Source organism: Paenibacillus sp. FSL H8-0315 (assembly GCF_038005365.1).
Lineage (GTDB): Bacteria > Bacillota > Bacilli > Paenibacillales > Paenibacillaceae > Paenibacillus_AQ > Paenibacillus_AQ odorifer.
In genome coordinates this window covers 519,974-542,981 of sequence record NZ_JBBOTA010000001.1, presented here as the reverse complement: position 1 = coordinate 542,981, position 23,008 = coordinate 519,974, and the positions used below count along the sequence as shown (strand labels likewise).

Annotated in this window: 20 protein-coding genes and 1 other annotated feature; of the genes, 17 read left to right on the top strand and 3 right to left on the bottom strand. The window is 44.2% G+C overall.

Features of this window, described 5'->3' with window-relative positions; genetic code table 11:
• Nucleotides 1–61 precede the first annotated feature (61 nt).
• The 6 genes from MHB56_RS02200 to MHB56_RS02175 are packed head-to-tail and all read left to right on the top strand — an operon-like array spanning nt 62 to nt 6,828.
• On the top strand, nt 62–1,972 hold the full coding sequence (locus MHB56_RS02200; protein ID WP_076182408.1) for a polysaccharide biosynthesis protein: 1,911 nt from the start codon (nt 62–64) through the stop codon (nt 1,970–1,972).
• A 3-nt stretch (nt 1,973–1,975) separates the two neighbouring features.
• The gene (locus tag MHB56_RS02195) at nt 1,976–3,094 is read left to right on the top strand and encodes an LCP family protein (protein ID WP_340010451.1); all 1,119 of its coding nucleotides are present in this window, start codon (nt 1,976–1,978) and stop codon (nt 3,092–3,094) included.
• Between the two features lie 24 nt (nt 3,095–3,118).
• The gene (locus MHB56_RS02190; RefSeq protein ID WP_076194878.1) at nt 3,119–3,745 is read left to right on the top strand and encodes a sugar transferase; all 627 of its coding nucleotides are present in this window, start codon (nt 3,119–3,121) and stop codon (nt 3,743–3,745) included.
• A complete protein-coding gene (locus MHB56_RS02185) occupies nt 3,742–4,539 on the top strand; it encodes a GNAT family N-acetyltransferase (protein WP_076182396.1) in 798 nt (265 codons plus the stop codon). The genes MHB56_RS02190 and MHB56_RS02185 overlap by 4 nt, the downstream gene beginning before the upstream one ends.
• Nucleotides 4,532–5,665, top strand: a complete 1,134-nt coding sequence (locus MHB56_RS02180) for a GNAT family N-acetyltransferase (protein WP_076182393.1) — start codon at nt 4,532–4,534, stop codon at nt 5,663–5,665. Before MHB56_RS02185 ends, MHB56_RS02180 begins: the two co-directional genes overlap by 8 nt.
• A complete protein-coding gene (locus MHB56_RS02175; protein ID WP_341143218.1) occupies nt 5,662–6,828 on the top strand; it encodes a DegT/DnrJ/EryC1/StrS family aminotransferase in 1,167 nt (388 codons plus the stop codon). The genes MHB56_RS02180 and MHB56_RS02175 overlap by 4 nt, the downstream gene beginning before the upstream one ends.
• Before the next feature lie 6 nt (nt 6,829–6,834).
• Here MHB56_RS02175 and MHB56_RS02170 read toward each other — a convergent pair whose 3' ends face one another.
• Nucleotides 6,835–8,481: a glycosyl hydrolase family 28-related protein gene (locus tag MHB56_RS02170; RefSeq protein WP_341143217.1), complete on the bottom strand. Its 1,647-nt coding sequence runs from the start codon at nt 8,479–8,481 to the stop codon at nt 6,835–6,837.
• A 101-nt stretch (nt 8,482–8,582) separates the two neighbouring features.
• On the opposite strand from MHB56_RS02170, the gene MHB56_RS02165 reads away from it, so the two are divergent.
• The 6 genes from MHB56_RS02165 (at nt 8,583) to MHB56_RS02140 (ending at nt 16,031) form a co-directional block, all read left to right on the top strand.
• Nucleotides 8,583–9,527: an NAD-dependent epimerase/dehydratase family protein gene (locus MHB56_RS02165; protein ID WP_076303324.1), complete on the top strand. Its 945-nt coding sequence runs from the start codon at nt 8,583–8,585 to the stop codon at nt 9,525–9,527.
• Nucleotides 9,528–9,554: 27 nt separating this feature from the next.
• On the top strand, nt 9,555–10,673 hold the full coding sequence (locus tag MHB56_RS02160; protein WP_341143216.1) for an acyltransferase family protein: 1,119 nt from the start codon (nt 9,555–9,557) through the stop codon (nt 10,671–10,673).
• 824 nt (nt 10,674–11,497) lie between these two features.
• The gene (locus MHB56_RS02155) at nt 11,498–12,553 is read left to right on the top strand and encodes an LLM class flavin-dependent oxidoreductase (protein ID WP_076129739.1); all 1,056 of its coding nucleotides are present in this window, start codon (nt 11,498–11,500) and stop codon (nt 12,551–12,553) included.
• A gap of 82 nt (nt 12,554–12,635) precedes the next feature.
• On the top strand, nt 12,636–13,319 hold the full coding sequence (locus MHB56_RS02150) for a Crp/Fnr family transcriptional regulator (protein WP_076129738.1): 684 nt from the start codon (nt 12,636–12,638) through the stop codon (nt 13,317–13,319).
• A gap of 108 nt (nt 13,320–13,427) precedes the next feature.
• Complete coding sequence (locus tag MHB56_RS02145) at nt 13,428–14,240, top strand: DNA alkylation repair protein (RefSeq protein WP_341143215.1); 813 nt, start codon at nt 13,428–13,430, stop codon at nt 14,238–14,240.
• Between the two features lie 240 nt (nt 14,241–14,480).
• The gene (locus tag MHB56_RS02140; RefSeq protein WP_341143214.1) at nt 14,481–16,031 is read left to right on the top strand and encodes an acetamidase/formamidase family protein; all 1,551 of its coding nucleotides are present in this window, start codon (nt 14,481–14,483) and stop codon (nt 16,029–16,031) included.
• A 77-nt stretch (nt 16,032–16,108) separates the two neighbouring features.
• Here the strand turns inward: MHB56_RS02140 and MHB56_RS02135 are convergent, their stop codons facing one another.
• Nucleotides 16,109–16,555 carry an Lrp/AsnC family transcriptional regulator gene (locus tag MHB56_RS02135; RefSeq protein ID WP_038571749.1) on the bottom strand — a complete coding sequence of 149 codons (447 nt, stop codon included), beginning with the start codon at nt 16,553–16,555 and terminating at the stop codon, nt 16,109–16,111.
• 152 nt (nt 16,556–16,707) lie between these two features.
• Nucleotides 16,708–16,938: a binding site (T-box leader), on the top strand.
• A 187-nt stretch (nt 16,939–17,125) separates the two neighbouring features.
• On the opposite strand from MHB56_RS02135, the gene tyrS reads away from it, so the two are divergent.
• From tyrS to MHB56_RS02120, 3 genes are all read left to right on the top strand, one after another.
• The gene (gene tyrS / locus MHB56_RS02130) at nt 17,126–18,385 is read left to right on the top strand and encodes a tyrosine--tRNA ligase (RefSeq protein WP_341143213.1); all 1,260 of its coding nucleotides are present in this window, start codon (nt 17,126–17,128) and stop codon (nt 18,383–18,385) included.
• A gap of 205 nt (nt 18,386–18,590) precedes the next feature.
• The gene (locus MHB56_RS02125) at nt 18,591–18,878 is read left to right on the top strand and encodes a hypothetical protein (protein ID WP_036688213.1); all 288 of its coding nucleotides are present in this window, start codon (nt 18,591–18,593) and stop codon (nt 18,876–18,878) included.
• A 219-nt stretch (nt 18,879–19,097) separates the two neighbouring features.
• Complete coding sequence (locus MHB56_RS02120) at nt 19,098–20,342, top strand: anaerobic sulfatase maturase (protein ID WP_341143212.1); 1,245 nt, start codon at nt 19,098–19,100, stop codon at nt 20,340–20,342.
• A gap of 63 nt (nt 20,343–20,405) precedes the next feature.
• On the opposite strand, the gene MHB56_RS02115 is transcribed toward MHB56_RS02120, so the two are convergent.
• On the bottom strand, nt 20,406–21,605 hold the full coding sequence (locus tag MHB56_RS02115) for an ROK family protein (RefSeq protein WP_076182375.1): 1,200 nt from the start codon (nt 21,603–21,605) through the stop codon (nt 20,406–20,408).
• 186 nt (nt 21,606–21,791) lie between these two features.
• Between MHB56_RS02115 and MHB56_RS02110 the strand changes: the two genes are divergently transcribed.
• Both MHB56_RS02110 and MHB56_RS02105 read left to right on the top strand, forming a co-directional pair.
• Nucleotides 21,792–22,454, top strand: a complete 663-nt coding sequence (locus MHB56_RS02110; protein ID WP_254857000.1) for a chromate transporter — start codon at nt 21,792–21,794, stop codon at nt 22,452–22,454.
• A gap of 11 nt (nt 22,455–22,465) precedes the next feature.
• Nucleotides 22,466–22,999, top strand: a complete 534-nt coding sequence (locus MHB56_RS02105) for a chromate transporter (RefSeq protein ID WP_341143211.1) — start codon at nt 22,466–22,468, stop codon at nt 22,997–22,999.
• Nucleotides 23,000–23,008 lie beyond the last annotated feature (9 nt).

The window sequence follows — 23,008 nt, the reverse complement described above, 5'->3', positions numbered from 1 at the left end:
ACAAACGAATAAACGAATTAACGAATAAACGAATAATTAGTTAATTAGGGAGAAAGAAGTGATGAAAATGCGGATCGTACGTTTAGTCATGTTGGATGCGGGAATTATAGCGGCTTCAGTGTGGCTTGTGTTTTTACTTCGGTTTGATTTTCAAATCCCTGAGCAGTACATGTGGATGCTTCCGTGGGCGATACTCATTCACATTATGGTGTACGCAGCGTTCTCATTTGGATTCAAGGTGTATAACAATATCTGGCGATACACCGGTATAGGTGAGTTATTGCAGCTGCTAAAAGTGAGTGCTTTAACACTCTGCGGAGTGGTCGCTGTCAATGTATCTGCGCATGTATTCGTCCCTTCCTATCGATTGCCGATTTCGATTTATTTTGCAGCGGGTTACGTATTTCTCGGCATTGCCGGCTTACGTTTAGTTAACCGCCTCATCAACGATAGATTCGAAACACTGGGAATAAAGGGTTCATCCGAAGGCAATCTGCTAATCGTTGGGGCGGGAAAAGCAGGCATCCTCGTTACCAAAGATATCAAGCATTCAAGATTTAAATTCATGAACCCAGTTGCCTTCATAGATGATGATATCTCAAAGCGCAAGCTGGAGCTTATGGGGTTGCCGATTGTCGGTAACCGTAACTTCATTCCCCAGGCAGTCGAGCAGCTGGATATTTCGTTCATTATCATCGCTTTGCCTACGGCTCCTCAAAAGGAATTACTGGAGATCATCGAAATCTGCAAATCTACCAAAGCTCAGATCAAGTTAATGCCTAGTATGACCGATATTTTGGACGGGAAAATGGCCATTAACATGATCCGTGAAGTATCCGTAAATGATTTGCTGGGGAGAAGCCCCGTAGAAATTAATACGGAAGAGATTCGTGAGAATTTGGGAAGCGAGTGTATTCTCATCACGGGTGCAGGCGGTTCAATTGGTTCGGAATTATGCCGGCAATTGGCTGCGTATCGTCCGAAGGAAATGCTGCTTTTGGGGCATGGAGAAAATAGCATTTATCTTATTGAACAAGAGTTGCGGCAGTTATATCCCGATCAGATCATTCATCCCATTATAGCGGACATTCAGGATGTATCGCGGATCGATAACGTTTTTCAAAAGTTCCGCCCCTCCATTGTGTATCATGCCGCTGCTCACAAGCATGTTCCTCTTATGGAGATGAATCCAGTAGAGGCAGTTAAAAATAATGTGATCGGCACAAGGAATGTAGCGGAAGCGAGTGCTAAATATGGCGCTAAACGGTTCATCCTCATCTCATCGGATAAGGCGGTTAATCCTACCAGTGTTATGGGGGCCACGAAACGAGCCGCGGAAATGATCATTAATGATCAGAATTCCTTAAGTAAGACGGTTTTTGCCGCTGTACGTTTTGGTAATGTGCTGGGCAGTCGGGGCAGTGTCATTCCGTTATTCAAAAGACAAATCGAAAACGGCGGCCCGGTGACGGTTACACATATGGATATGGTGCGTTACTTCATGACGATACCCGAAGCGGTACAGTTGGTTATTCAAGCAAGTGTGCTGGCACAAGGGGGAGAAGTGTTTGTGCTGGATATGGGTAAGCCAGTTCGTATATACGATCTAGCGAGGGATTTAATCCGCTTGTCGGGTCTCGAGCCTGACAAAGATATTCCCATTGTGGTCACTGGCATTCGTCCTGGAGAAAAATTGTTTGAGGAGCTTTTGACTGAAGAAGAAGGGTTATTGGTCACTAACAACTACCGTATTATGATTAGCCGCCCGCAAAGTGTCTCCAGATCTGAACTGAATTTGGTGTTGGGGGTTCTGGAGAACTTGTGCAAACGGTATGAACTGATGCCAAGCAGTCATCAGATCAAAAAACTGCTAAAGCAGCTAATTCCAAGCTATTCGGGCTTTCAGGAAGAACCGCAGGTGGGCACACATGATCTTGAACGCATTAAATCCGAAGTTCATGCGGGAATCTGACCTATGAAGTCGACTAAGCATTCATGGATGACAAGATTATGGGGCAAGCGCGACAAGGCAATTACAGGTAAACGTTCATGCATGCGGCGGGTGGGACGATACAGCCTGATTGTTATTCTTGTTGTGGTTGTAGTTGGGGGGATCTGGATTGGAGGGATATTGAATCCAGAGCATCGTTTTAATAAGGCGATTCTTAACCCCTTGACGATCCCTAGCTCTAATGTGGTTACGGACAATGAAGCGATGGTGCAATCGCTCAGCACACCAGCCCCACAAGCTCAAACGGATGAGCTTACCCTTACAACGTCTACACAGACTCCAACTGCGGCGATATCCCCAGCAGATAAGAAAAGCTCATCCTTTAATGTAGTGCTAATTGGAACAGACACTTGGGGGGGAGAAAGCTCGCGGGCAGATACGATCATGGTTGCCCATGTGATGCCGGATCAACGGAAGGTGAATATCGTATCTGTGCCGCGGGACACGCGGGTTTATGTGCAGAATGTCGGTTATACCAAGATCAATCATGCACATATCGTTGGTGAGACAAAGGGTGGGAATCAGCAGGGTACGCTGACACTGATTCAAGCCGTTAGTGATTTTATGAATATACCTATTCATTACTACATCAAGACGAACTTCTCCGGTGTTCGTGATTTCATCGATTCGATCGGCGGGATCGATATGCTAATTGATCAGGATGTGACCATCACTCCGGAGATCACCATCAAGAAAGGTGAGCAGCATCTGGATGGTGCCCACACGCTTTATTTAGCAAGGGAGCGCTACTCGACTCCGGAGGGTGACTTTAGCCGCCAACGGGAGCAATTCAATATCGTTCGGGCTGTAGCCAAAAAGCTATTAAGTCCGGAGCATATTCCTGATCTAGCTGGACTGCTACTGCGTGAAAAGAAAGACATTATTGATACGAGTTTTAGTGACAGTGATTTGATGAGCTTAGCTTGGCTATTCAAGGGAATGGATTCCGCGGATTTTGCTTACGAACAGATTCCTGGCCATAACAGCTCTGCTCTAGATCCGCTCGTCCGAACCAAAGTGTATTATTGGAGTGCAAATCCGGAAGAGGTAAAGTCACTTACAGAACGTCTTTTTACGGAATAAGAGAAAGGCGGGGGAAAGACTACCATGTATCGCCATATGAAGCGGGGCTTCGATTTGGTGGGAGCGATCATTATGTTAGGTGTGTTTAGTCCGGTCATGGCTGTGGTGGCGTTGCTGCTTCGGATAAAGCTGGGAAGTCCTATTTTGTTCAAGCAGCAGCGGCCGGGAATGGGAGAAAGACCCTTCTACATCTACAAGTTCCGAACCATGGCTGAAATGTATGATGCGCAAGGCCAGCCGTTATCGGATGCTCGGCGTTATATCAAATTCGGCGGATTGATTCGAAAGCTGAGTCTGGATGAGCTCCCGCAATTAGTAAATGTTGTGAAGGGAGAAATGAGTCTGATCGGACCAAGACCTTTGCTCATCCGTTACAGCCCGCATTACTCTGAACGGGAGCGGCTGCGATTTACTGTAAGACCCGGAATAACGGGATTGGCGCAGGTATCTGGACGTAATACTTCGGAGTGGAAACAGCGGCTCTCCTATGACGTTACCTATGTTGAGAAGCTGAGCTTTAGATTAGATGCGTTGATCTTATGCAAAACTGTGCTGAAGGTGATCCGCCAAGATGACGTTGTGGCCAATCCGGGTGAGCATAGTCTGCCGCTCGATGAGTACAGAATGAACCAAAAGGAGGGGTCGGCATGAATTTGCGGTTTAGTCCGCTTCAGGAAGATGATATTCACCTTGCATGCCGGCTCTTACAGAGCAACTTGCCAGAGTCGGTCTACAATCAAACCATATTCGCCTGTGGCGGTTATCCCGAATATTTGAAAGCAGCATGTAAATGCGGAAGCCATTCAGCAACACTGCTGATTGGTGCCTATTCTGAAGAGCTTCTTATTGGATTCGCTGAATGGCGAAGAATGGAGCAGATGCTGGTTCTGAATAACTTGAATGTGGACGCAGCTTATCGAAAAGATGGCATCGGCGGCAAGCTTATGGCGTACGGGGAGACATTAGCCCAAAAGGATGGCATTTCGAAGCTGGCACTTGATGTCTTTTCGTGGAATGAGCAAGCTCATGCTTGGTATTTGCGGCTTGGTTTTGCAGAGGAAGGCCGGACTTACTGGTATGTAAGAGATTTGGCTCCATCGATTGATAGGGATAGAGAAGCATTGGCGTACATCATAGATGATTATCCGATGGCAGAAGCACATCATCAAAAGTATGGATTCTCTTCTCTTAAGATTAGAACGAAGGAAGAGACTTCAGTTGTGGGCCGGTTAGGTGAACAGTATTATCGTATCCAACTGCAAAGTGGAGGGTGGAGTGGCTGCAATCTTTTGACAGACGTATTAATGGATTTAGACCGGGAGAAAAGGCTATTGTTGCTTTCTTCAGATGCTTATTTGCGTGAGCGAGACCCCGGGCTAATCTTAAGCACTGAAAGTATACGTATGATCAAAATATTGGAGAATCAAGAGGTGTTGTATGAGTAACTTCATCGTGTTAGGCAGCTCTAGTTCAGCGGAATGGGATGCCTATTTGAACCAGTTAGAGACGAAGGATATCTATTTCTCCTCAGCGTTTTTTCGGCTGTTTGAGGATGGAGAGCATCAGCAGGCAGAGCTGTTTGTTTTTAAGCAGGGAGATCAGCTCATAGTTTATCCTTACTTACTTCGCTCCATAAGCCATCTTCCTGCCGTAATCCAACTGGGGCTTGAAGGCGATTGGTACGACATTAGTACACCCTATGGATACGGGGGACCGATATCGAATCTCCCTCCGGGAGCCGAACGAAGTGAGCTGTACCGGCAATTCAGTGAAACGTTCACGGATTACTGTAGAGAGAAAAAGATCATGACCGAGTTTGTAAGATTTCATCCCTTGATTGGCAACGCTACGGAATATCAAAGTGGTCTGACCACCGAATGGAATAGGAATACAATTTATATTGATTTGACTGTGGGTTCGGAGTCAGAGCTCATCCGGCATTATGGCAGCAATCATAAACGGAATATTCATAAATTAAAGTCCGCACCCTTTACGATTCGAAATTCGAATCTGAAGGATCGTATTGAGTCCTTCAGTGAATTGTATTACGGAACACTAAACGATTTACAGGCGGATTCTTTTTATTATTTTCCCAAAAAATTTATAGAAGATACTAGTCATCTACTTGAGGGGAGAGTAGAGCTATTCGAAGCTATGGATGGGGAGAAAACGGTGGCGACCAGCATCGTGTTACATGAACGACCGTGGATGCATTATCACCTATGTGGTTGGGATCGCGCCTATCTGCAGTGGTCACCTACCAAATTGCTAATACACGCAGCAGCCAAGTGGGGGATGGAAAATGGCTTTGAATGTTTTCATCTTGGCGGGGGATATAAGGGGAATGACGACTTATTTCAATTCAAGCATAGATTCGCGACACAACTGGAACCCCTTGACTATTACTTAGGTAAACGAATCTTTTTCCCAGAGTTGTATGAGCGGATCATATCCTTTTGTGACACCAGAATATCAGGAAATTACTTTCCGCTCTATCGGCATCCAGATCTCGATATGATATGTATTCCATCTGAAGAAATCGGTCCAAATGGAGAAAGGAGCTTCGCATGAGCATTCGTCAAACAAGCATTCTGCCACGAATCTTGTTATCCCCGCCGCATATTAGTGGACGTGAGCAGGTCTACATGGAGGAGGCGATACACTCTGGTTGGATTGCTCCTATTGGTCCGCAAGTTGATGCGTTCGAGCGGGAGATGGCCGCCTACACAGGATCAAAGGGTGCACTAGCGTTAAGCTCTGGCACGGCGGCGATTCATCTCGCACTTCGTCTAGCCGGTGTCACACAAGGAGATTACGTGATCTGTTCAACGCTCACGTTCGTTGCTAGCGCCAATCCTATTTTATATTTGGGGGCCACCCCCGTATTTGTCGATTCAGAGCCTGAGACCTGGAACATGTGTCCGCTAGCTTTTCAGCGGGCCTGCCAAGCTTTGAATGACAAAGGACTGCTGCCAAAAGCGGCTGTTGTCGTCAATTTATACGGACAAAGCGCAGACATGGAGCCCATTGTAGAAATAGCTGACCAATATGGAATTACCTTGATTGAAGATGCTGCCGAATCACTAGGTGCTTTCTATCAAGGCAAGGCCAGCGGAACGTGGGGCCAATTCGGAATCTATTCTTTCAACGGAAATAAGATTATTACGACGTCAGGTGGGGGCATGCTCGTATCCGACGATACCGAAGCCTTAGATCAAGCGCGCTTCTGGTCTACGCAAGCCCGAGACACTGCCCCTCATTATCAACATTCCGAAATGGGATACAACTATCGGTTAAGCAACCTGTTGGCAGCCATAGGACGCGGTCAATTAGAACTGCTTGACGAGCGGGTTGAACGGCGCAGATCTATTGGCCGGCGATATAGGGAACGTTTAGGGTCCATACCGGGTCTTCATTTTATGCCGGAAGCGCGCAATTGTCGCAGCACGCACTGGTTGAGTGCGCTGACCATCGATGAAGAAGTGGCGGGGTTCTCTTCACAACAACTCCTGTCATGTCTGGAACAGCACAATATCGAAGCTAGACCTGTATGGAAACCGCTGCATTTACAACCCTTGTTCGAGAGCAATTACTACTATCCTTACAGTGAGGAATACAGTGTATCGGATAAATTATTTTCAACAGGTGTCTGCCTGCCTTCTGGAAGCTCTTTATCAGATGAGGATTTGGAACGTGTCGTTTATGCGATAGAGACATGTAACCAATACCGTTGATTCATCTTATTTAGCCTTCCATCCGCTGGCAGCTGATCCGCTTTCCTTCACATACAAAGTGGCTTGTGCAGTGCCATCCGTTCGCATGGCCAGACTGCCAACTGGGGCGGTTACGACTCCCTCGGGCGAACCCTCTACTATGAACACCGCGGGCAACACTGTCCCCCCAGTGAGGCGAATGGCCCGTTTGAAGTTACCGTAGGTCGAGAACCATTCAAGAAGCGAATATGGATTATACAAGGTTCCTAGTGATGTGCCTTGCATGCCGATTAGTGTTTCGAATTCTAGAATTCGCTTTACCTTCACTGCTCGGGTATCGAACACCGCTACATTATTGAGGCGCAGAGACGGTTTAGCTGCACCGTAAGAAGAGACTAGCACTACCTGATTGGTTCCGCTATTGCGGACGATCATATTGTCGACAGTAGCCATCGCGTCAGACTCCGTTGTGAATAAATGCAAGGTATTGCCCGTTAAATCCTGTGCATCTATCGTCCCCACATAAAGATCTCCTCCGTCGATTCGGACACCCCTTGCTAAGGTGGAACCCGAGCCGTACATTCCTAACGAACCGATATGCAATCTTGGTTTACCTCCGGCAGCATTAAACGCTGCATAGATCGCAGGGCCCCCGATGCCATCGAACTTGGCGCTAGCGATATCAATAAATTGTGAATAGATCGTCTGTAGACCGAAGCTAGCTTTATGATCGGTGGAGCGGATAGCCAAGTGATTGATTTTCAGCGTCAGTCCATAGGACAGTAAGGCTGGACTTACCGATCCGCTTACACGCATATCTAGTGAACCGATGTCGAGTGTCCAGAGTCTAGCGATAGCATCTGTAAGCCCTGCTGATAGATCGTTACCGAAACCAATGGTAGTCAAGGAGTCGAATCGCTGATAAAAGCTGCGCGTTCCTTTAAAGACGTCGGGTTCAAGATCGAGAGAGTTAGCGCCAGTAAAACCTGGTGCGCCACCGCGGCTATTATTCAGAACCGCTCTGTTGACATGAAGCTGGTCTACAAAATGGACCACAAAGTTCTTTCGTCCAGCAGTCTCACAGCGTGCATATCCGATGTGCACATTAACGGAGGGGATTTCTTCTGTCCCCCCAATGAAGATATTATCCCCATAGCAATCGTGAGAGTACACTGACTCTATCGTTATATTTTGCGAAGAAGAAATGAACAAGCCGTGAAGCTGATCGTTGACGGCTGTTTTAACAGTCGATGCACTTCCATCAATTTCAAGGGTGCCCGCGATTGTGATATTTGAGGCATTTAAGATTACTAGAACCCTAGTGTCTGAAGGTGGGTTCGGGGCAAGCACAAGTTTGGAGCCGGCTTCAAAGCTTAAATTCGTTTTGGCTGGAATTCGAAGACACCACCAGTCGAGGATGGAGGGGTTACGCATGCGTCCCGAAGATACCTTATATACACCTGGAGGAAAGATTACTACTTTGTTTTTGGCGTTTCCCGCATTGATAGCATTTTGAATCGCTACTGTATCGTCCTTGATACCGTTTCCTACAGCGCCGTACGATCGGACGTTCACATAACCGTTAGTCTCAGGGTCTATTTTAATAGATGTGACAGCACCATCAGAAAGGATGGACGTAGTCACCGAGCTGTCTGGAATAGGGGCAGTAGCCATATACTTCACTCCTTTATCCTTTGATTTTGTATTTTATGTGAATTTTTCGGGGAATGCACGGTACAAAGATCACTCTTAGCGGGCGAAAGGAGTTTTTTATTTTGAAGGTATTGGTAACTGGGGGGTTAGGTTTTATTGGATCCCATGTGGTTGATCGTCTAATAAAAAAGGGCATAGAAACTGTGATTGTAGATAATGTATCCGGAGCCTCCGGTCTGACTTATATGAATCCTGCTGCGGTTCTGTATAAGTACGATATTCGGGATGAGACTTTGCATGAGGTGTTTAACCTTGAAAAGCCAAATGCAGTCATTCATCTGGCTGCACAGATCGACGTCAGAGAATCACAGCGGAACCCGTTATTTGATGCGAATGTGAATATTGTTGGCACGCTGAATGTACTGCGCATGTGCGAGATCCATCAGGTTCAAAAGCTAGTCTATGCCTCGTCGGCAGCGGTTTATGGGAACCCGGAATATTTGAGCATTGATGAGCAGCATCCCTTAAATCCCGAGTCCTGCTATGGTGTATCCAAAAGTGTACCAGAGTCATATATTCGGATGTTTTCCAGCTTACATGGGCTAAAATATACGATACTGCGTCTCGCTAATGTATATGGGCCTAGGCAAAGTTCACATGGGGAAGCTGGCGTTGTTTCCGTTTTTCTGGATCGCATAAAGCAAGGGAAGAATCTTGTTATCTATGGGGACGGTGAGCAGACTAGAGATTTCGTCTATGTGGAGGATGTGGCGCAAGCGTTCGTTGACGCGGTTCAGACCGAAGGCAGGGTGAATAATGAGACGATGAATATTAGCTGCGGAATACCAACCTCGATAAATACGATGGTTCGGATGTTAAGCGACATCACGGGTGGTGATTTCCTGACAACCTATGCGGAGCCCCGTCCGGGGGATATTCTCCATAGCTACTTAAACAATCAAAAAGCCCAGGAATTATTATCTTGGTTCCCTAACCATAACTTTCATACCGGGCTGAAAAAAACAATTACTGACCGCTTAAGTGTAGGAAGCGCAGTAGATCATTAAAAGCACACATTGAAAGGGGCACTCCGCATGGAACGCAAAATGAACTCGGAAATGTTCGTTCTTCGTAGTGTAGCCTGCTTAAGTATAGCCCTGCTGCATGCTCTTTATCGGGTTTATGACGATGGAAATACATCTTGGGTAGAGTCGGTGGGTTTACTGCTAACGTTTGGCACACCTGTATTCGTATTTATCTCCCAATTCGTGTTGTCATTTGCCTATCCCAATGAAATTCCAGCGAGATTTTGGGAGAAAAGAATCAAGTATATTTTATTGCCTTACTTTTTTTTCGGGACCTTGTATGCAGGACTAAAAGGATTGGAGCTGTCGAGTAGTGATGGCATTTCTTTGCTGCAGGCTTTTTGGTATTACCTCTGGCGTCATTTGCTGATTGGAGATTTCCATGGTTATTTTATACTGATTATCTTTCAGTTTTATGCTTTATTCCTCTGGTTTCAGACGTATGCGAAGCGGCTTAACCCCCGCAATGTTCTAATCGTATCGTTCCTTATTAACGTTATCTATTTGGGTTTCTTCAACTTTACTACGCCCGCAGATACGGCAGCCGCCCATTATTTCTGGGATAAAATGTACTGGATTTTCGCACCTGGTTGGATTTTTTACTTTACAGTAGCCTATTACTTGGGACGAAATGAGCTGTGGTTCCGGGAAAAATTAAAAAAGTTCCGCATAGCCGTATACACGCTCCCGGTTCTGACAGGTGCGCTAGTGCTGTTCGTGAATAGTCAAGGCTGGATAACGGCGCATAGCTCCAAAAGAATTGATATGCTTCTATTCGCCTTAAGCATGATTTTGCTGCTCTTCTCCGTGGCATCGAAAATGAAGAAAGTGCCACGTGTACTGGAATGGAGCAGCAGATACTCTTTTGGCATATACTTGCTTCATCCTTTGCTATTGGCTATATTCGTCAAGCTTCCAGCTTCATTTGGGTTGCAAAACCTTGGACTATTTAGTGTTCTGCTGCAATTTGTTGGTTGTGTGATAGGCTCGGCACTTATAATGAATTTAGCGAATCGAATTCCTGGCGGAGCGTTTGTATTCGGTCGGATCGGCGTTGGGATAAACCCAAGCAAACCACCGAAATCGCTGGATAAGCCGATAACTCCGAATATTGGGAATGCAAACTAGCTTGGATTTGACCGGCCGCTAATCGTCTGTGTTTAGGTGATTAGTGGTCTTTTTTGTTTTTGTATTATTGCGATTACTTCGCTATTACATTGCTATTACATCGCTATTACATCGCACTAGCAGCATCCTCTCAATTCTCATTAAAAAAGCAAAATAGTTGTAAGAAGTACAATTAAGCTCTTATGCTCGCAGCTTTGAGGCAGTTTAATTGTATATTTTACAACTATTATTTTAGATTCCCGCCATATTGAGGCAATTGCTCGTATTTAAATGTACAGAGTGCAACTAAATCCACAAAGGCTACCTTCAAAGCGTATATAGTTGCACAAAATGCAATTAAACAAACTTCGTCGTTACCACGCCTTAGCTGCACTGTGCGTTGGTGGTAAATACAATTAAACAAACTTCGTCGTTACCACGCATTAGCTGCACTCTTGCACATTGGCGGTAAAGTCCCAGTATAATTGTTGTATTGTGGTCAGTTCACACGAGGTCTTGTTTGTCGGACCGTATTGCAGCTATTTTCACTTTTTAGTTCATTTTGCGATAGTTTCGGACTGTATTGCGCTTATTTCCATAAAAACACACATTATGGAAGCTACTTTGCACGAATAGCTGCATCTAAGTCCGATAATTTAGCAATATGAATGAAATTATTAAAATAACGGCTCCTCAGTCCGATCTATAGTGAGGGGGATCTAATTAGATGAACTTCGATTATAGTCGAAGGGACCTAAATTAGTTAGTATAATTAGGTAGTCCCTTTATGGTTTTTTACATCCAGAGAATAATGCATCGTGCAGAATATTAGGAGGAAATGAATAGTGGAACTTGGAGTAAGTACATTTGTCGAGACCACACCTGATGTCCAAACGGGTGAGACAATAAGTCATGCAGAACGACTACGTGAAGTAGTGGAGGAAATTGTACTTGCCGAAGAGGTGGGATTAGATGTATACGGAGTAGGTGAGCATCATCGGCATGATTATGCGGCGTCTTCACCTGCGGTTGTACTGGCTGCGGCTGCTTCGTTGACTACTAAGATCCGGTTGAGTAGTGCTGTAATGATCCTGTCTTCAGCCGATCCGGTGCGTGTCTTTCAGGACTTTGCAACGCTGGACGGAATTTCAAACGGACGTGCGGAGATTATGATCGGCCGGGGTTCGTTTACAGAGTCTTTTCCTCTATTCGGATATGATCTGAAGGATTATGAAGAACTGTTTAATGAGAAGCTGGAATTGTTATTAGCCATCCAAAAGTCAGAAAAAGTGACCTGGAAAGGCAAACACCGAGCAGCTATAGAAAATTTGGGGATTTACCCGCGTCCGGTTCAAGATCCTTTACCGATTTGGATCGGGAGTGCAGGAAGTCCAGAGTCTGCGATCCGCACAGGATCACTAGGTTTGCCTTTTGTTTTAGCGATTATAGGGAATGTTCTACCACTGGATTATGCTTCACATGTACAGCTTTACAAAAAAGCAGCAGCTGAAGCCGGGCATGATATTTCAAAATTTCCAATCGCTTCGCATTCACACGGGTTTATAGCGGAGACTAATCAGTTAGCGCTGGAGAAATTTTTTCCTTCAACGCATGCCCGGACCAATGTGCGGGCGAAGGAAAAAGGAACACCTCCGTACCATCGTGCAGATTATGATGCAGCGTGCAGCTTAGAGGGCGCCCTTTACGTAGGTGATCCAGAAACTGTCGCTAATAAAATCATTCATCTGCGCAAGCATGTGGGAATTACGCGATTCTTTTTACATGTGCCGCACGGTACTATGCCTCATGAGGATGTTATGCAGGCGATTAGACTGCTGGGCACCGAAGTGGCCCCACGTGTGCGGGAAGAAGTAGCGCGCTGGGAAGCAAGTAACCGGTAATTTAGTAAGCTGCGTCCTTAGGACGTGGCTTTTTTTGTAAGGTATACTGAAGAAATGAATAGCGTTTTATACAGGAGGGGCAATGGAAAAAAATCATTATTTATCTCAATTCAATTTGCTTCAATCGTTAGGACTGGAAGATCTAATTGAAATGGAAGAATTAACGCGAATAACAGTAGTCCCCAAAAATACATATATCCAAACACCGTCAACCTTTTCTGAAGGACTGTTTTTTGTGAAAAAAGGAAAGGTTCGCTTATACCAATTAAACGCAAACGGTAAGCAATTTACATCGGATATCCTCAGTGAGGGTAATGTTTTTGGTGAAATGGGTATGATTTCTTTTGGAACGAAGGAACATTATATTGAAACGATTGAGGAAAGCCATATCTGCACAATTGATCCTGCAAGGTTTGAAGAATTCATCTCTCACCGACCTAGGTTTATGATGTCATTATTGCAAGTATTGAGCGACCGCATAAAAAGTATGAGTCAGTTAACTCAGAATCTAGCCATCGGAAATCTGCATGATAAAATATTGTGCGTTCTTTTAAAGCTAGCGGATCAGCATGGGGTTGAGCATAAGGATAATTGTTACAAAATTAATGTTCCTCTATCGCATCAAGAAATCGCTAATTTAATTGGAGCCAGCAGAGAAGCTGTAACAGTGGCATTGCAAGAATTGGTGAAAGCGGAGGTTATTCAGACAGGGTTCAGAACTATCTATATCCAGCGAGACAAGATTTTGGAAAGAAATATAACATAGATATCGAGTTGTAAACGAGATTACAGCTTCATTTTTAGAAACAACGGTATCCTAGCTATGACATGAAGGTGATTTAAGCTTTTAAATCATAGTGAAGGGACGATTTCCATGGAACACAGGAAGGGCACTCGAAAGGTTACTGAAATTCCCGTTGAGATTGTAGAACTGCTGAATAAAGGATATTTACAGAGCGTGAATTTAACGGAATGGCTTGCTGTGGATCATCTTGTCTTGTTGGAAAATGTACTGAATGAGCTAGGTTTTGAACTGGAAGCTAAACCAATTTTACAAAGGCTGAATGCGTTATCGGAAAAGAAAATCATGAAGCTCATCCCGATGATTTCACGTGAGTGGCAGCTTCTATTTGACTGTAAATCAGAGCTGGAACGTTCCCGATTATTTGCTGTGTTAGCTCATCATAAATCCTATAGTGTTCGCTGCTGGGCTGCTTATATCGTGGGCCAGAATCATCAATGGAGTCTAGTTCAAAAACTAACAGCAATCCGTCCTTTTGCAGCGGATGGTCATTTTGGGGTGCGTGAGATTTCATGGATGGCTTTAAGGGAATCAGTCATTGCCGAGCTGGATGCTTCCATTGAATTATTAAAGGCTTGGGTTCATGATCAGGACGCAAATATTAGGAGATTTGCGATCGAATTGACGCGTCCACATGGGGTATGGGCAAAGCATATTACAGCACTCAAAGAAAATCCAGCGATTGCCCTTCCGCTATTAAAACCTCTTAACTCTGATCCGGCAAAATACGTTCAGGATTCTGTAAGCAATTGGTTAAATGATGCTAGTAAAAGCCATCCGGCATGGGTACAGCAAATTTGTGACGATTGGTTGTACCTATCAGGTACCAAGGAAACAAAGCGGATTGTAATCCGGGCTACAAGAAGTATTACTGATCAAAAATAAAATAAGTGCATCACTTTAGACTGGATAATCAAACGTCAAACACTATGGGCTAATAAGTATTGGCGTTTTTTTGTTGTGGAGTTAACTTGGATAATTCAAGAGAAAGACTCCTTCGTGTTTATTATTTAAACCAAAATTCATGAAAATATTTATATTGTTAATCCTCAGGTCATCTGTTATACTCAGAAACACCAAATGTTATAAAAACTAACACTAATTATAGGGATGGAGGATTTTCGTATGAAAAAACAAATAATTCGTAATGTAGGTGTCACGTTATCCCTATTTTTAGTGGTGAATTCGTTATCTGGTGTTATGTATGCTAACACAACGAACGATGCGTATAAACCAAAAACCCATGTTCTGAAGGCGAATTCGGAGACTGTTCGATGGGGGAATATAGGTAAGGGAGATCCAGCTCTAACTGTGCATTCGGGAGACATCGTAACGGTTGAGGCCATTACACATCACTCTGGTGATGATTACGAGCGGATGATTAAAGGAGATGCGGGAGTAGAGGATATTTTCCACTGGATTGAGGGGGAGAAGAACGAAGCGCTCCGCGGGCCAGGCGTACATATTATGACGGGTCCCATCGCTGTTGAAGGTGCTGAACCAGGAGATGTGCTGGAAGTTAAGATTCTGGACATGAAGCTGAGACCAAATGGGAATGACCAATACGCTGGCAAAACATATGGCGTGAATGCCGCAGCGAACTGGGGTTATCTATATGGAGATATGGTGGAGGAGCCGAAAAAGCGTGAGGTAGTAACCATCTACGAGATGGATACGGAGGGTGGAACAGATTATGCAACAGCTGTATATAACTACAAATGGTCTGTGCAAACCGATCCAGATGGTCAAGTGCACCCGACAATTGACTACCCGGGTGTTATCGTTGACCATAATACGATTGATAAAAACTTCGATGTGCTAAAAGGTGTGAAAATTCCGGTTCGTCTCCACTTTGGTACAATGGGTGTGGCGCCGAAAGAAGCGGATGTTGTTGACTCCGTTCCACCTTCTTACAACGGCGGTAACGTAGATGATTGGCGGATTACCGAAGGTGCAACAATGTATTATCCTGTATCCGTAGCTGGTGCACTACTGTCGATCGGTGACCCGCATGCCGGTCAAGGCGATTCGGAGATTAACGGAACTGCGATCGAGACATCGGTCACTGGGGATATACAAGTCATTCTTCATAAAAAAGCATCGCTTAACAACAAGCTGAAAGGTTTAAACTTCCCATTACTTGAAAATGAGAACGAGTGGGTTGTGCATGGATTCAGCTACGCCAATTATTTGGAGGAGCTGGGGGCTAGTGCTCAGACGGATATCTTCAAAAACTCGTCCATCGACAAAGCCATGAAGGATGCCGCTCATAAAACAAAAGATTTTTTAATGGCTGGAATGGAATTGAGCGAAGATGAAGCGTACTCTCTGATGTCTGTGTCAGCTGATTTTGGAATTACACAAGTGGTGGATGGAAACTGGGGCGTACACGCCTTAATTGATAAAGGTCAATTCGGCGATTCCGAGCGCAAGCCCGTGGTTTTACGGAGCAGCTTTGAGAACTTTGGAGCAAAGGTTGGCTGGCAGCCAGCCACTAAGACAGTTACGCTAAGCTACAATGGCAATGTTCTGGAGATGAAGGTTGGAGCGACAACGGGGATTTACAACGGAGAGACAGTGAAGCTTGTAGCCCCAATAAGTGTTGTGAACGGGAAGATCGTGGTCAGCGAATATTTCGTGAACTTTTATAAAGCTAAGCTGGCTAAGACAGAATAAGACGAAATAGCAATTATTCGATAATCCTAAAAAAATCCAAATGAGAAAAGAACCGTCTTTATAGGCGGTTCTTTTTCTTATATATTCAATCCGTCCTGATTTTTGTGGCGTTTTAATAAGATTTGGTTTTCTACACGTACCAGTCCATCCAGACAGTAGATTGATTCATGCATAAACCGTTCCATCTCTTCAAGATTCTCTACCAAGATGTGAATATGCAGAATACATGGTCCCGTCATTTCGTATAATACAGCTACGCGTTCGTTTTCCTTTAATACATCGACGATATGATTTAAATGAGCAGGTTCTACTTCAAGTTCCAGGTAGGCGGAGATTTTCTTTCCTAGCTTTTCAGCACTGATGACAATCGAGAACTGTTCAATAATCCCTTGATTGACTAGCCGATCAATACGATCTTTCACCGCGACACTTGATAAACTGACTTCTTTAGCTAGATCAGTATAGGAAATTCTGCTGTTTTGGGCCAGCCGCATCAAAATATGGTTATCGATAGGATCTAGCATGCGGATTCGTTCACCTCTTTTTTCGTAATTGTATCAGAAAAAAAGTGGAAATGCCTAGTAGCGCTTTACAGTAGAAGTGTGTGACGGCATTCTCTCCTGAAGATAGTTGACATAAAAGAATTATTTCACTATACTGGCTGTAATCTTATATACGATATACGTTGAAGGAGCCCAGTAGTAACTTAGTCCCTGTTTCAGAAAGCCGGGGGTTGATGAAACCCGGTACACACTAAGCTTGCGAATTACACTTTGGAGTATCTCGGGTAATACCGAGCGGAATGACGAACGATATATTGTCAAGAGTGGTATCAATGGTATGCTTGAGCATAAGCGTTTCATGGGTGCAATCTGGGTGGTAACACGGTTATTCAATCGTCCCTATGTCTACAATAGACAAGGGGACGATTTTTTTGTTTTTAAATATAAGGATTTATAGGGTTCACTTCATCAATGATCCTTATATTTCTCGCTGAAACGGTACCGTCCTAGTCAGGAGGGCAAAGCCGTTTCCGCTTGGCGGACTGATGTTTCATTTATAGGATAACTACTAATTTTGAGGGGTGTAAGGCAATGAATATTATCGACGAACTAGAATGGCGCGATGCCATCAATCAACAAACAGATGCCGAAGGGCTAAGAGAACTGACCAATCAAAAATCGGTATCCCTGTACTGCGGTGTAGATCCAACAGGTGACAGTATGCATATTGGCCACTTGATTCCATTCATGGTGCTCAAAAGATTTCAACTGGCAGGACATCGTCCAGTGATTCTTATTGGTGGGGCTACGGGAACGATTGGTGATCCAAGTGGACGTCAATCTGAACGCTCTTTGCAAACGCTGGAGCAAATCCAAGCCAACGTTGACGCACTTACAGCACAGATGAAAAAACTGTTCGTGACTGATGGCGACAATCAAATCCGCATGGTGAACAACTACGATTGGACGCATAAAATCAATGTTATCGAATTTTTGCGTGACTATGGTAAAAACTTCAGCATCAATTCGATGCTTGCCAAGGATGTTGTAGCGAGCAGATTGGACAGCGGAATTTCCTTTACGGAATTCTCCTACCAAATCCTGCAATCCCTGGACTACCTGCACCTGTTCCAGCATGAAGATGTGCAGCTGCAAATCGGTGGTTCTGACCAATGGGGGAACATCACAAGTGGCTTAGATCTGATTCGTAAAAAAGAAGGTTCTGAGGCGGTAGCATTCGGACTTACCATCCCGCTTATGCTGAAAGCCGATGGTACAAAATTCGGTAAAACAGCTGGCGGAGCCATTTGGCTGGATCCGAACAAAACGACAGCTTTTGAATTCTACCAGTTCTGGGCGAATACAGATGACCGTGATGTTGTGAAATACCTGAAGTACTTTACATTCCTCTCTAAAGAACAAATTGATGCACTTTCAGAAAAGGTGCAGACCGAACCGCATAAACGTGAAGCGCAAATAACACTGGCTGAAGAAATGACCAGATTCGTGCATGGTGAGGAATTGCTGGAGCAGGCTAAACGTATTACTGCCGCTCTGTTCAGTGGAGATATTAAATCTCTGACCGCTGACGAGATCGAGCAAGGCTTCAAGGAAATGCCGACCTACGAAACGACATTGGAGTCCAAAAATATCGTGGAGTGGCTGGTAGATCTAGGAATTGAGCCATCCAAACGTCAAGCGCGTGAAGACATCACCAAAGGCGCAATTTCCATGAACGGTGAAAAAGTTAGCGATGTAGCATTTGAAGTTACAGCCAGCGAAGCCATCGGCGGACGTTTTATCATTATCCGTAAGGGTAAGAAAAACTACAGCCTGGTGAAATTGTCCTAATAATAAGAAGCCTTCCTTATGAATAAGGAAGGTTTTTTGTTGTATTTTAAGTATAGAGGCCGACTATTTGCATATTAAGTGAAATTTGAAAGGTGAAATCGTCAAAATTATGGTAAGCTTAGGATTCGTGTGATTTATGGATTAACATGATATTCTACAACTATAACAGAAAATTAGGAGTGGTAATTTGAGAAGACAAAAACCAATGACCATGGAAGAATTAATGAATGAGTTACAAGGACAGAAAACGTATCAAGAAGATCCCAATCACATCTCTTTCGAGAAATTGTTTAATGAAGCGTTTATGAGTAAGTATTCCAATTACAAAAGTTTCGATGAGTTTGTAACCAAAGGGAACTTTCAAGTAAAGACAGAAGAAGATGTTGCTGACATACCTGATGAACTGTTTGATCGTCATGTTGTTAGGGAGACGAAGTTTGCGGATTGGAAATCCATGTTGGAAACAGCAAATAGAGAATACGTCCGTAATTAATAAGACTAGTCTCTAACTACCGTTAGACTCATCCACAAAGAAACTGCACACCCTTATTGCTTTGTCCCAACGGACAATGGGGAGTGCAGTTTTTTTGTGCCCAGTTATTTGACCAGCTATGATGTTTTACTCATCGTTGACTCGCAGATCTATGATTTAATTGAACAAATAGGAATTAGGTTTTACAAAGATAGTATTACATAGGAGGGGCAGAATCGTATGACTGCATGTATACAAACCTCTAAGCAGGAGACCCTTCATGTCATGTGGAAAACCGTCTCAGAGGATTGTAATCTAGCCTGTGATTATTGCTATTACAGTACAGCCGGGGGACATCCTCAGCAACCGATCCGAGTGATGGATACGGAGCTTCTGGAGCGGTTTATCGCTCAGTACATGAAAAGATCATCAGGGATAGCGACTTTCTCTTGGCAGGGTGGGGAGCCATTATTGGCCGGACTTTCGTATTTTGAACAAGTGATTTCATTCCAAGCTAAGTACGCTCCGCCTCATACGATGATCAGTAATGCACTGCAGACCAATGGAACGCTTATCCATGAGAAATGGGCGAAATTTTTTAAACGGTATAACTTTTTGGTCGGGATTAGTCTGGATGGCCCAGAGCCTATTCATGATGCTCATCGTGTAACGGGTTCGGGAAAAGGCAGTTATGATCTAGTTATGCGTGGGATTCGTCATTTACAGAATGAGGGTGTGGAGTATAGTATTCTGACGGTGATTCATGAAGATAACGTGACGAAACCAGATGAGTTGATGGCATTATATCTAGAACACGAATTTCCTAATATTCAGTTTATCCCCTGCATGGATTTTGCTTCTCAGAAAAGTGAAGTAGCGGGACGTTTCCGAATTACACCTGAACAATACGGAGTCTTTTTATGCCGTACATTTGACCTTTGGTACAACGGTGGGTACCCAGAGCTTCCTATTCGTATTTTTGAGAATATGCTTCTTGTATTCATGCATCGTGAGGCAGAGTTATGCGTTCACAACTCATGTTGCCCGAAGATGATGGTGCTTGAAACGAACGGGGATGCCTACCCTTGCGATTTCTTTATTGATGAAGAGCATAGGCTAGGAAATATCGGCCAAACTGACTTGGAAGCACTGCTAAGCAGCCCAGTATATGATGATTTTTTGTTAATGAAGCCCAATATGAATGAATCATGCTATAAGTGTGAGTACCTTAGCTTTTGCAATGGGGGATGTCCGCGCAACCGGAATTGGCTTGATGTTAATGATCGGACTGAGGTTGATTATTTCTGCCATAGCTACAAAATGTTCTACTCATACGCCTATGAACGCATGCTATTACTGGCGAACCGACTTAGATCGGAGCGGATGCTGGAGTACAGGAAAAGTGCAAAACCACTTCCAGGTCGAAATGATCCATGTTTCTGTGGAAGCGGGAAGAAATTCAAAAATTGCTGTCAGGCATTATAGATTAGACTAGACAAGGTTGTCCCAACAGTCATGCAAAGGATTGGGAGCAACCTTTTTGTTATGCTATAGAACCATATGATTTCTCACCATTATTGCCGCACCCGTCACCACAGCTTCTTCTTTTAATATACCTAGGGAGAAGTGAGGTTGGTATTCAGGATAACGGTAAGTGTTTCTCTGTGCCACCTCCACCGCTGTTTGGAAAAACAACTCGTGAGAGTGAATGAGTGCACCGCCTAGAATGATGGTCTCTGGATGAAACAGGTTGATAACGTTGGCGAGTCCGATCCCGAAGTGGCTGGCAGCTTGGGTAAATAATTCACGCGCGTGTGGATTACCGTCTCTAAAGGCTTGTACCAATACATCATAAGTCAGCTTCTCAGGCGCCACTTTATATCTTTGGAGGATCAGATCGTTGTCCATTTTCGCCTCTGAGCGCGCACTTTGTTCTAGTGCCTGCACAGATACGAATGCTTCCAGAGCCCCGTAGTTCCCGTCATGATTTAATCGGGGTCCATCTGTCTGGATGATCATTTGACCAATGGCATCTTCCATATCCATTGTGCCATGAACAATACTTCCATGCGACATCATCGCATAGCGGAGTCCTGCTCCAGCATGTACATAAAGCATATGCTGAATGTTTGCGTGACGGATAGACCATCGTTCCCCAAGCAGTGCAGAATTGGCACCGTTGTCCAACCATGCCTTGAACCCCGTCCGTTCCTCTACCAGTTTGCAAATCGGCAGATTGTTCCAGCCTGAAGAAGGGAAGTGCAGCGGTTTTAGGATCAAGCCTTGTTCCCGATCAAGTGGCCCCACAGCCCCTATTCCTATCCCGATGATTTGACTGTCCACTAACTGATGGTCCCTAAGGAAAGCGCGTATTTGAATACTGATATGATCTATAAATCTTTCAGGTGTGAATGCCTGATCCATTCGCCAGTGAACTATTGATTTTGGGTTCATTTGCATATCAAATAAACCAAGGGAAGAATACACCCTGGAAATCTCTAAACCGATTATATAACCGTAGGAAGGATTGATCTGGTATAAAATAGGTCTTCTGCCTCCGCTAGATTCTCCAAATCCGCTTTCTATCAGCAAGCCTTCTTCCGTCATCTCATCTAATATCCGGGTCATTGTGCTTTTGGTAAGCGAAAATGTCTGTAAAAGATCCAACTTGGAAACAGTGCCTTGTTCGGCGATTCGGTCGTATAGGAGTTTTTTTGGTGACGGAATATGTGTCGAGCGCTTTTCCACGATATACCTCCAAGCTATGTATAGGATGAACTTGTAAGATCGTTTTTTATATAGTTTGTATTTATTAACATGAATATAGTATAACTCATAAACCCTTGGTTGTATTTTACCGTTCAAAAAACTTAATTCCATTTTGGGAAAAAGTGATATAATGAAATTACGACAGATTATATAAGGGTGGATTCCATGAGAACAACTATGAAAACAAATATGATACCGAATACAGACCTGAGGATAAGTCTATTGTTTCAGTTGTTTTGGGTATTTGTTCGAATTGGTCCTGTAACCTTCGGGGGAGGTTATGCGATGATCCCTATGATCGAACGGGAAATTTCCGCTAAACGAAAATGGCTGGGTGAAGAGGAGATGGATGAAATTCTATCTTTAGCTGGTGCTGCACCTGGGGGTGTAGGTGTAAATGCAGCAGCATTCATTGGTTATCGTCTTGCTGGTGTGAAGGGTGCGATTGCTGCAATCGCAGGGATAACGATTCCGACCTTTATCATTGTTTGTTTGCTTAGCGCCGTATACTCCCAACTGGCAGACCAGCCAAAAGTCATTGCCGCTATGAAAGGGATAAATGGTGCTGTTATTGCCTTGATCCTAGTAGCTGCATATCGAATGGCCAAGAACGCTATAATTGACAAGACTACCGCTGTTACGGCGTTAGTTATACCGGTTGTTTTACTGGTTTTCGGAATTAATCCCATTTACGTGATTGCAATTGGTTTATGTATTGGGTTTGTATATCTGCAAATTAAACAGCTCTTAGGGCTCCAAGTTCGAACGGAGAAGGAGTCCTTGAAAGCTTCTGATGAAGAATCGAATTATCCGGAGTATTACATCTAGGGGGAAGCGATGTGATTTGGAGTTTGTTTTTCACTTTTATAAAAATTGGCCTTCTTTCTTTTGGAGGAGGGTACGCCATCATTCCGATGATTCAGCATGAAGCCATGGCTGGGGGGTGGTTATCCGAAGGGGAATTCCAAGAGGTAGTTTCCATCGCAGGGATGTCACCCGGGCCTGTTGCAACGAACAGTGCAACCTTGATCGGATATCGTATAGCCGGAATCGAAGGAGCGATTGTGTCAACATTAGGCATGGTTCTGCCCTCATTTTTAATCATCATCGTTATTTCCGTCTTCTTTTATCGGGTGAGGGACAGTCAATGGATTAAAACGTTATTTTATGGTTTGCGGCCAGTGATTACAGGCTTGATTGCCTATGCTGCGATTCGTTTTGGCTTAAATAGCGTGGAACATGCTTTTATTACTTGGCAGACCCTTGGCATGTTGATCATTGTATTCGCTGCACTTTATGGTTTAATGAAATATAAGCTGCATCCGCTCACCATTATCGTTGCTTGTGGCATTCTTGGGGTAGCTTTTTTTTAGACAGAGCCG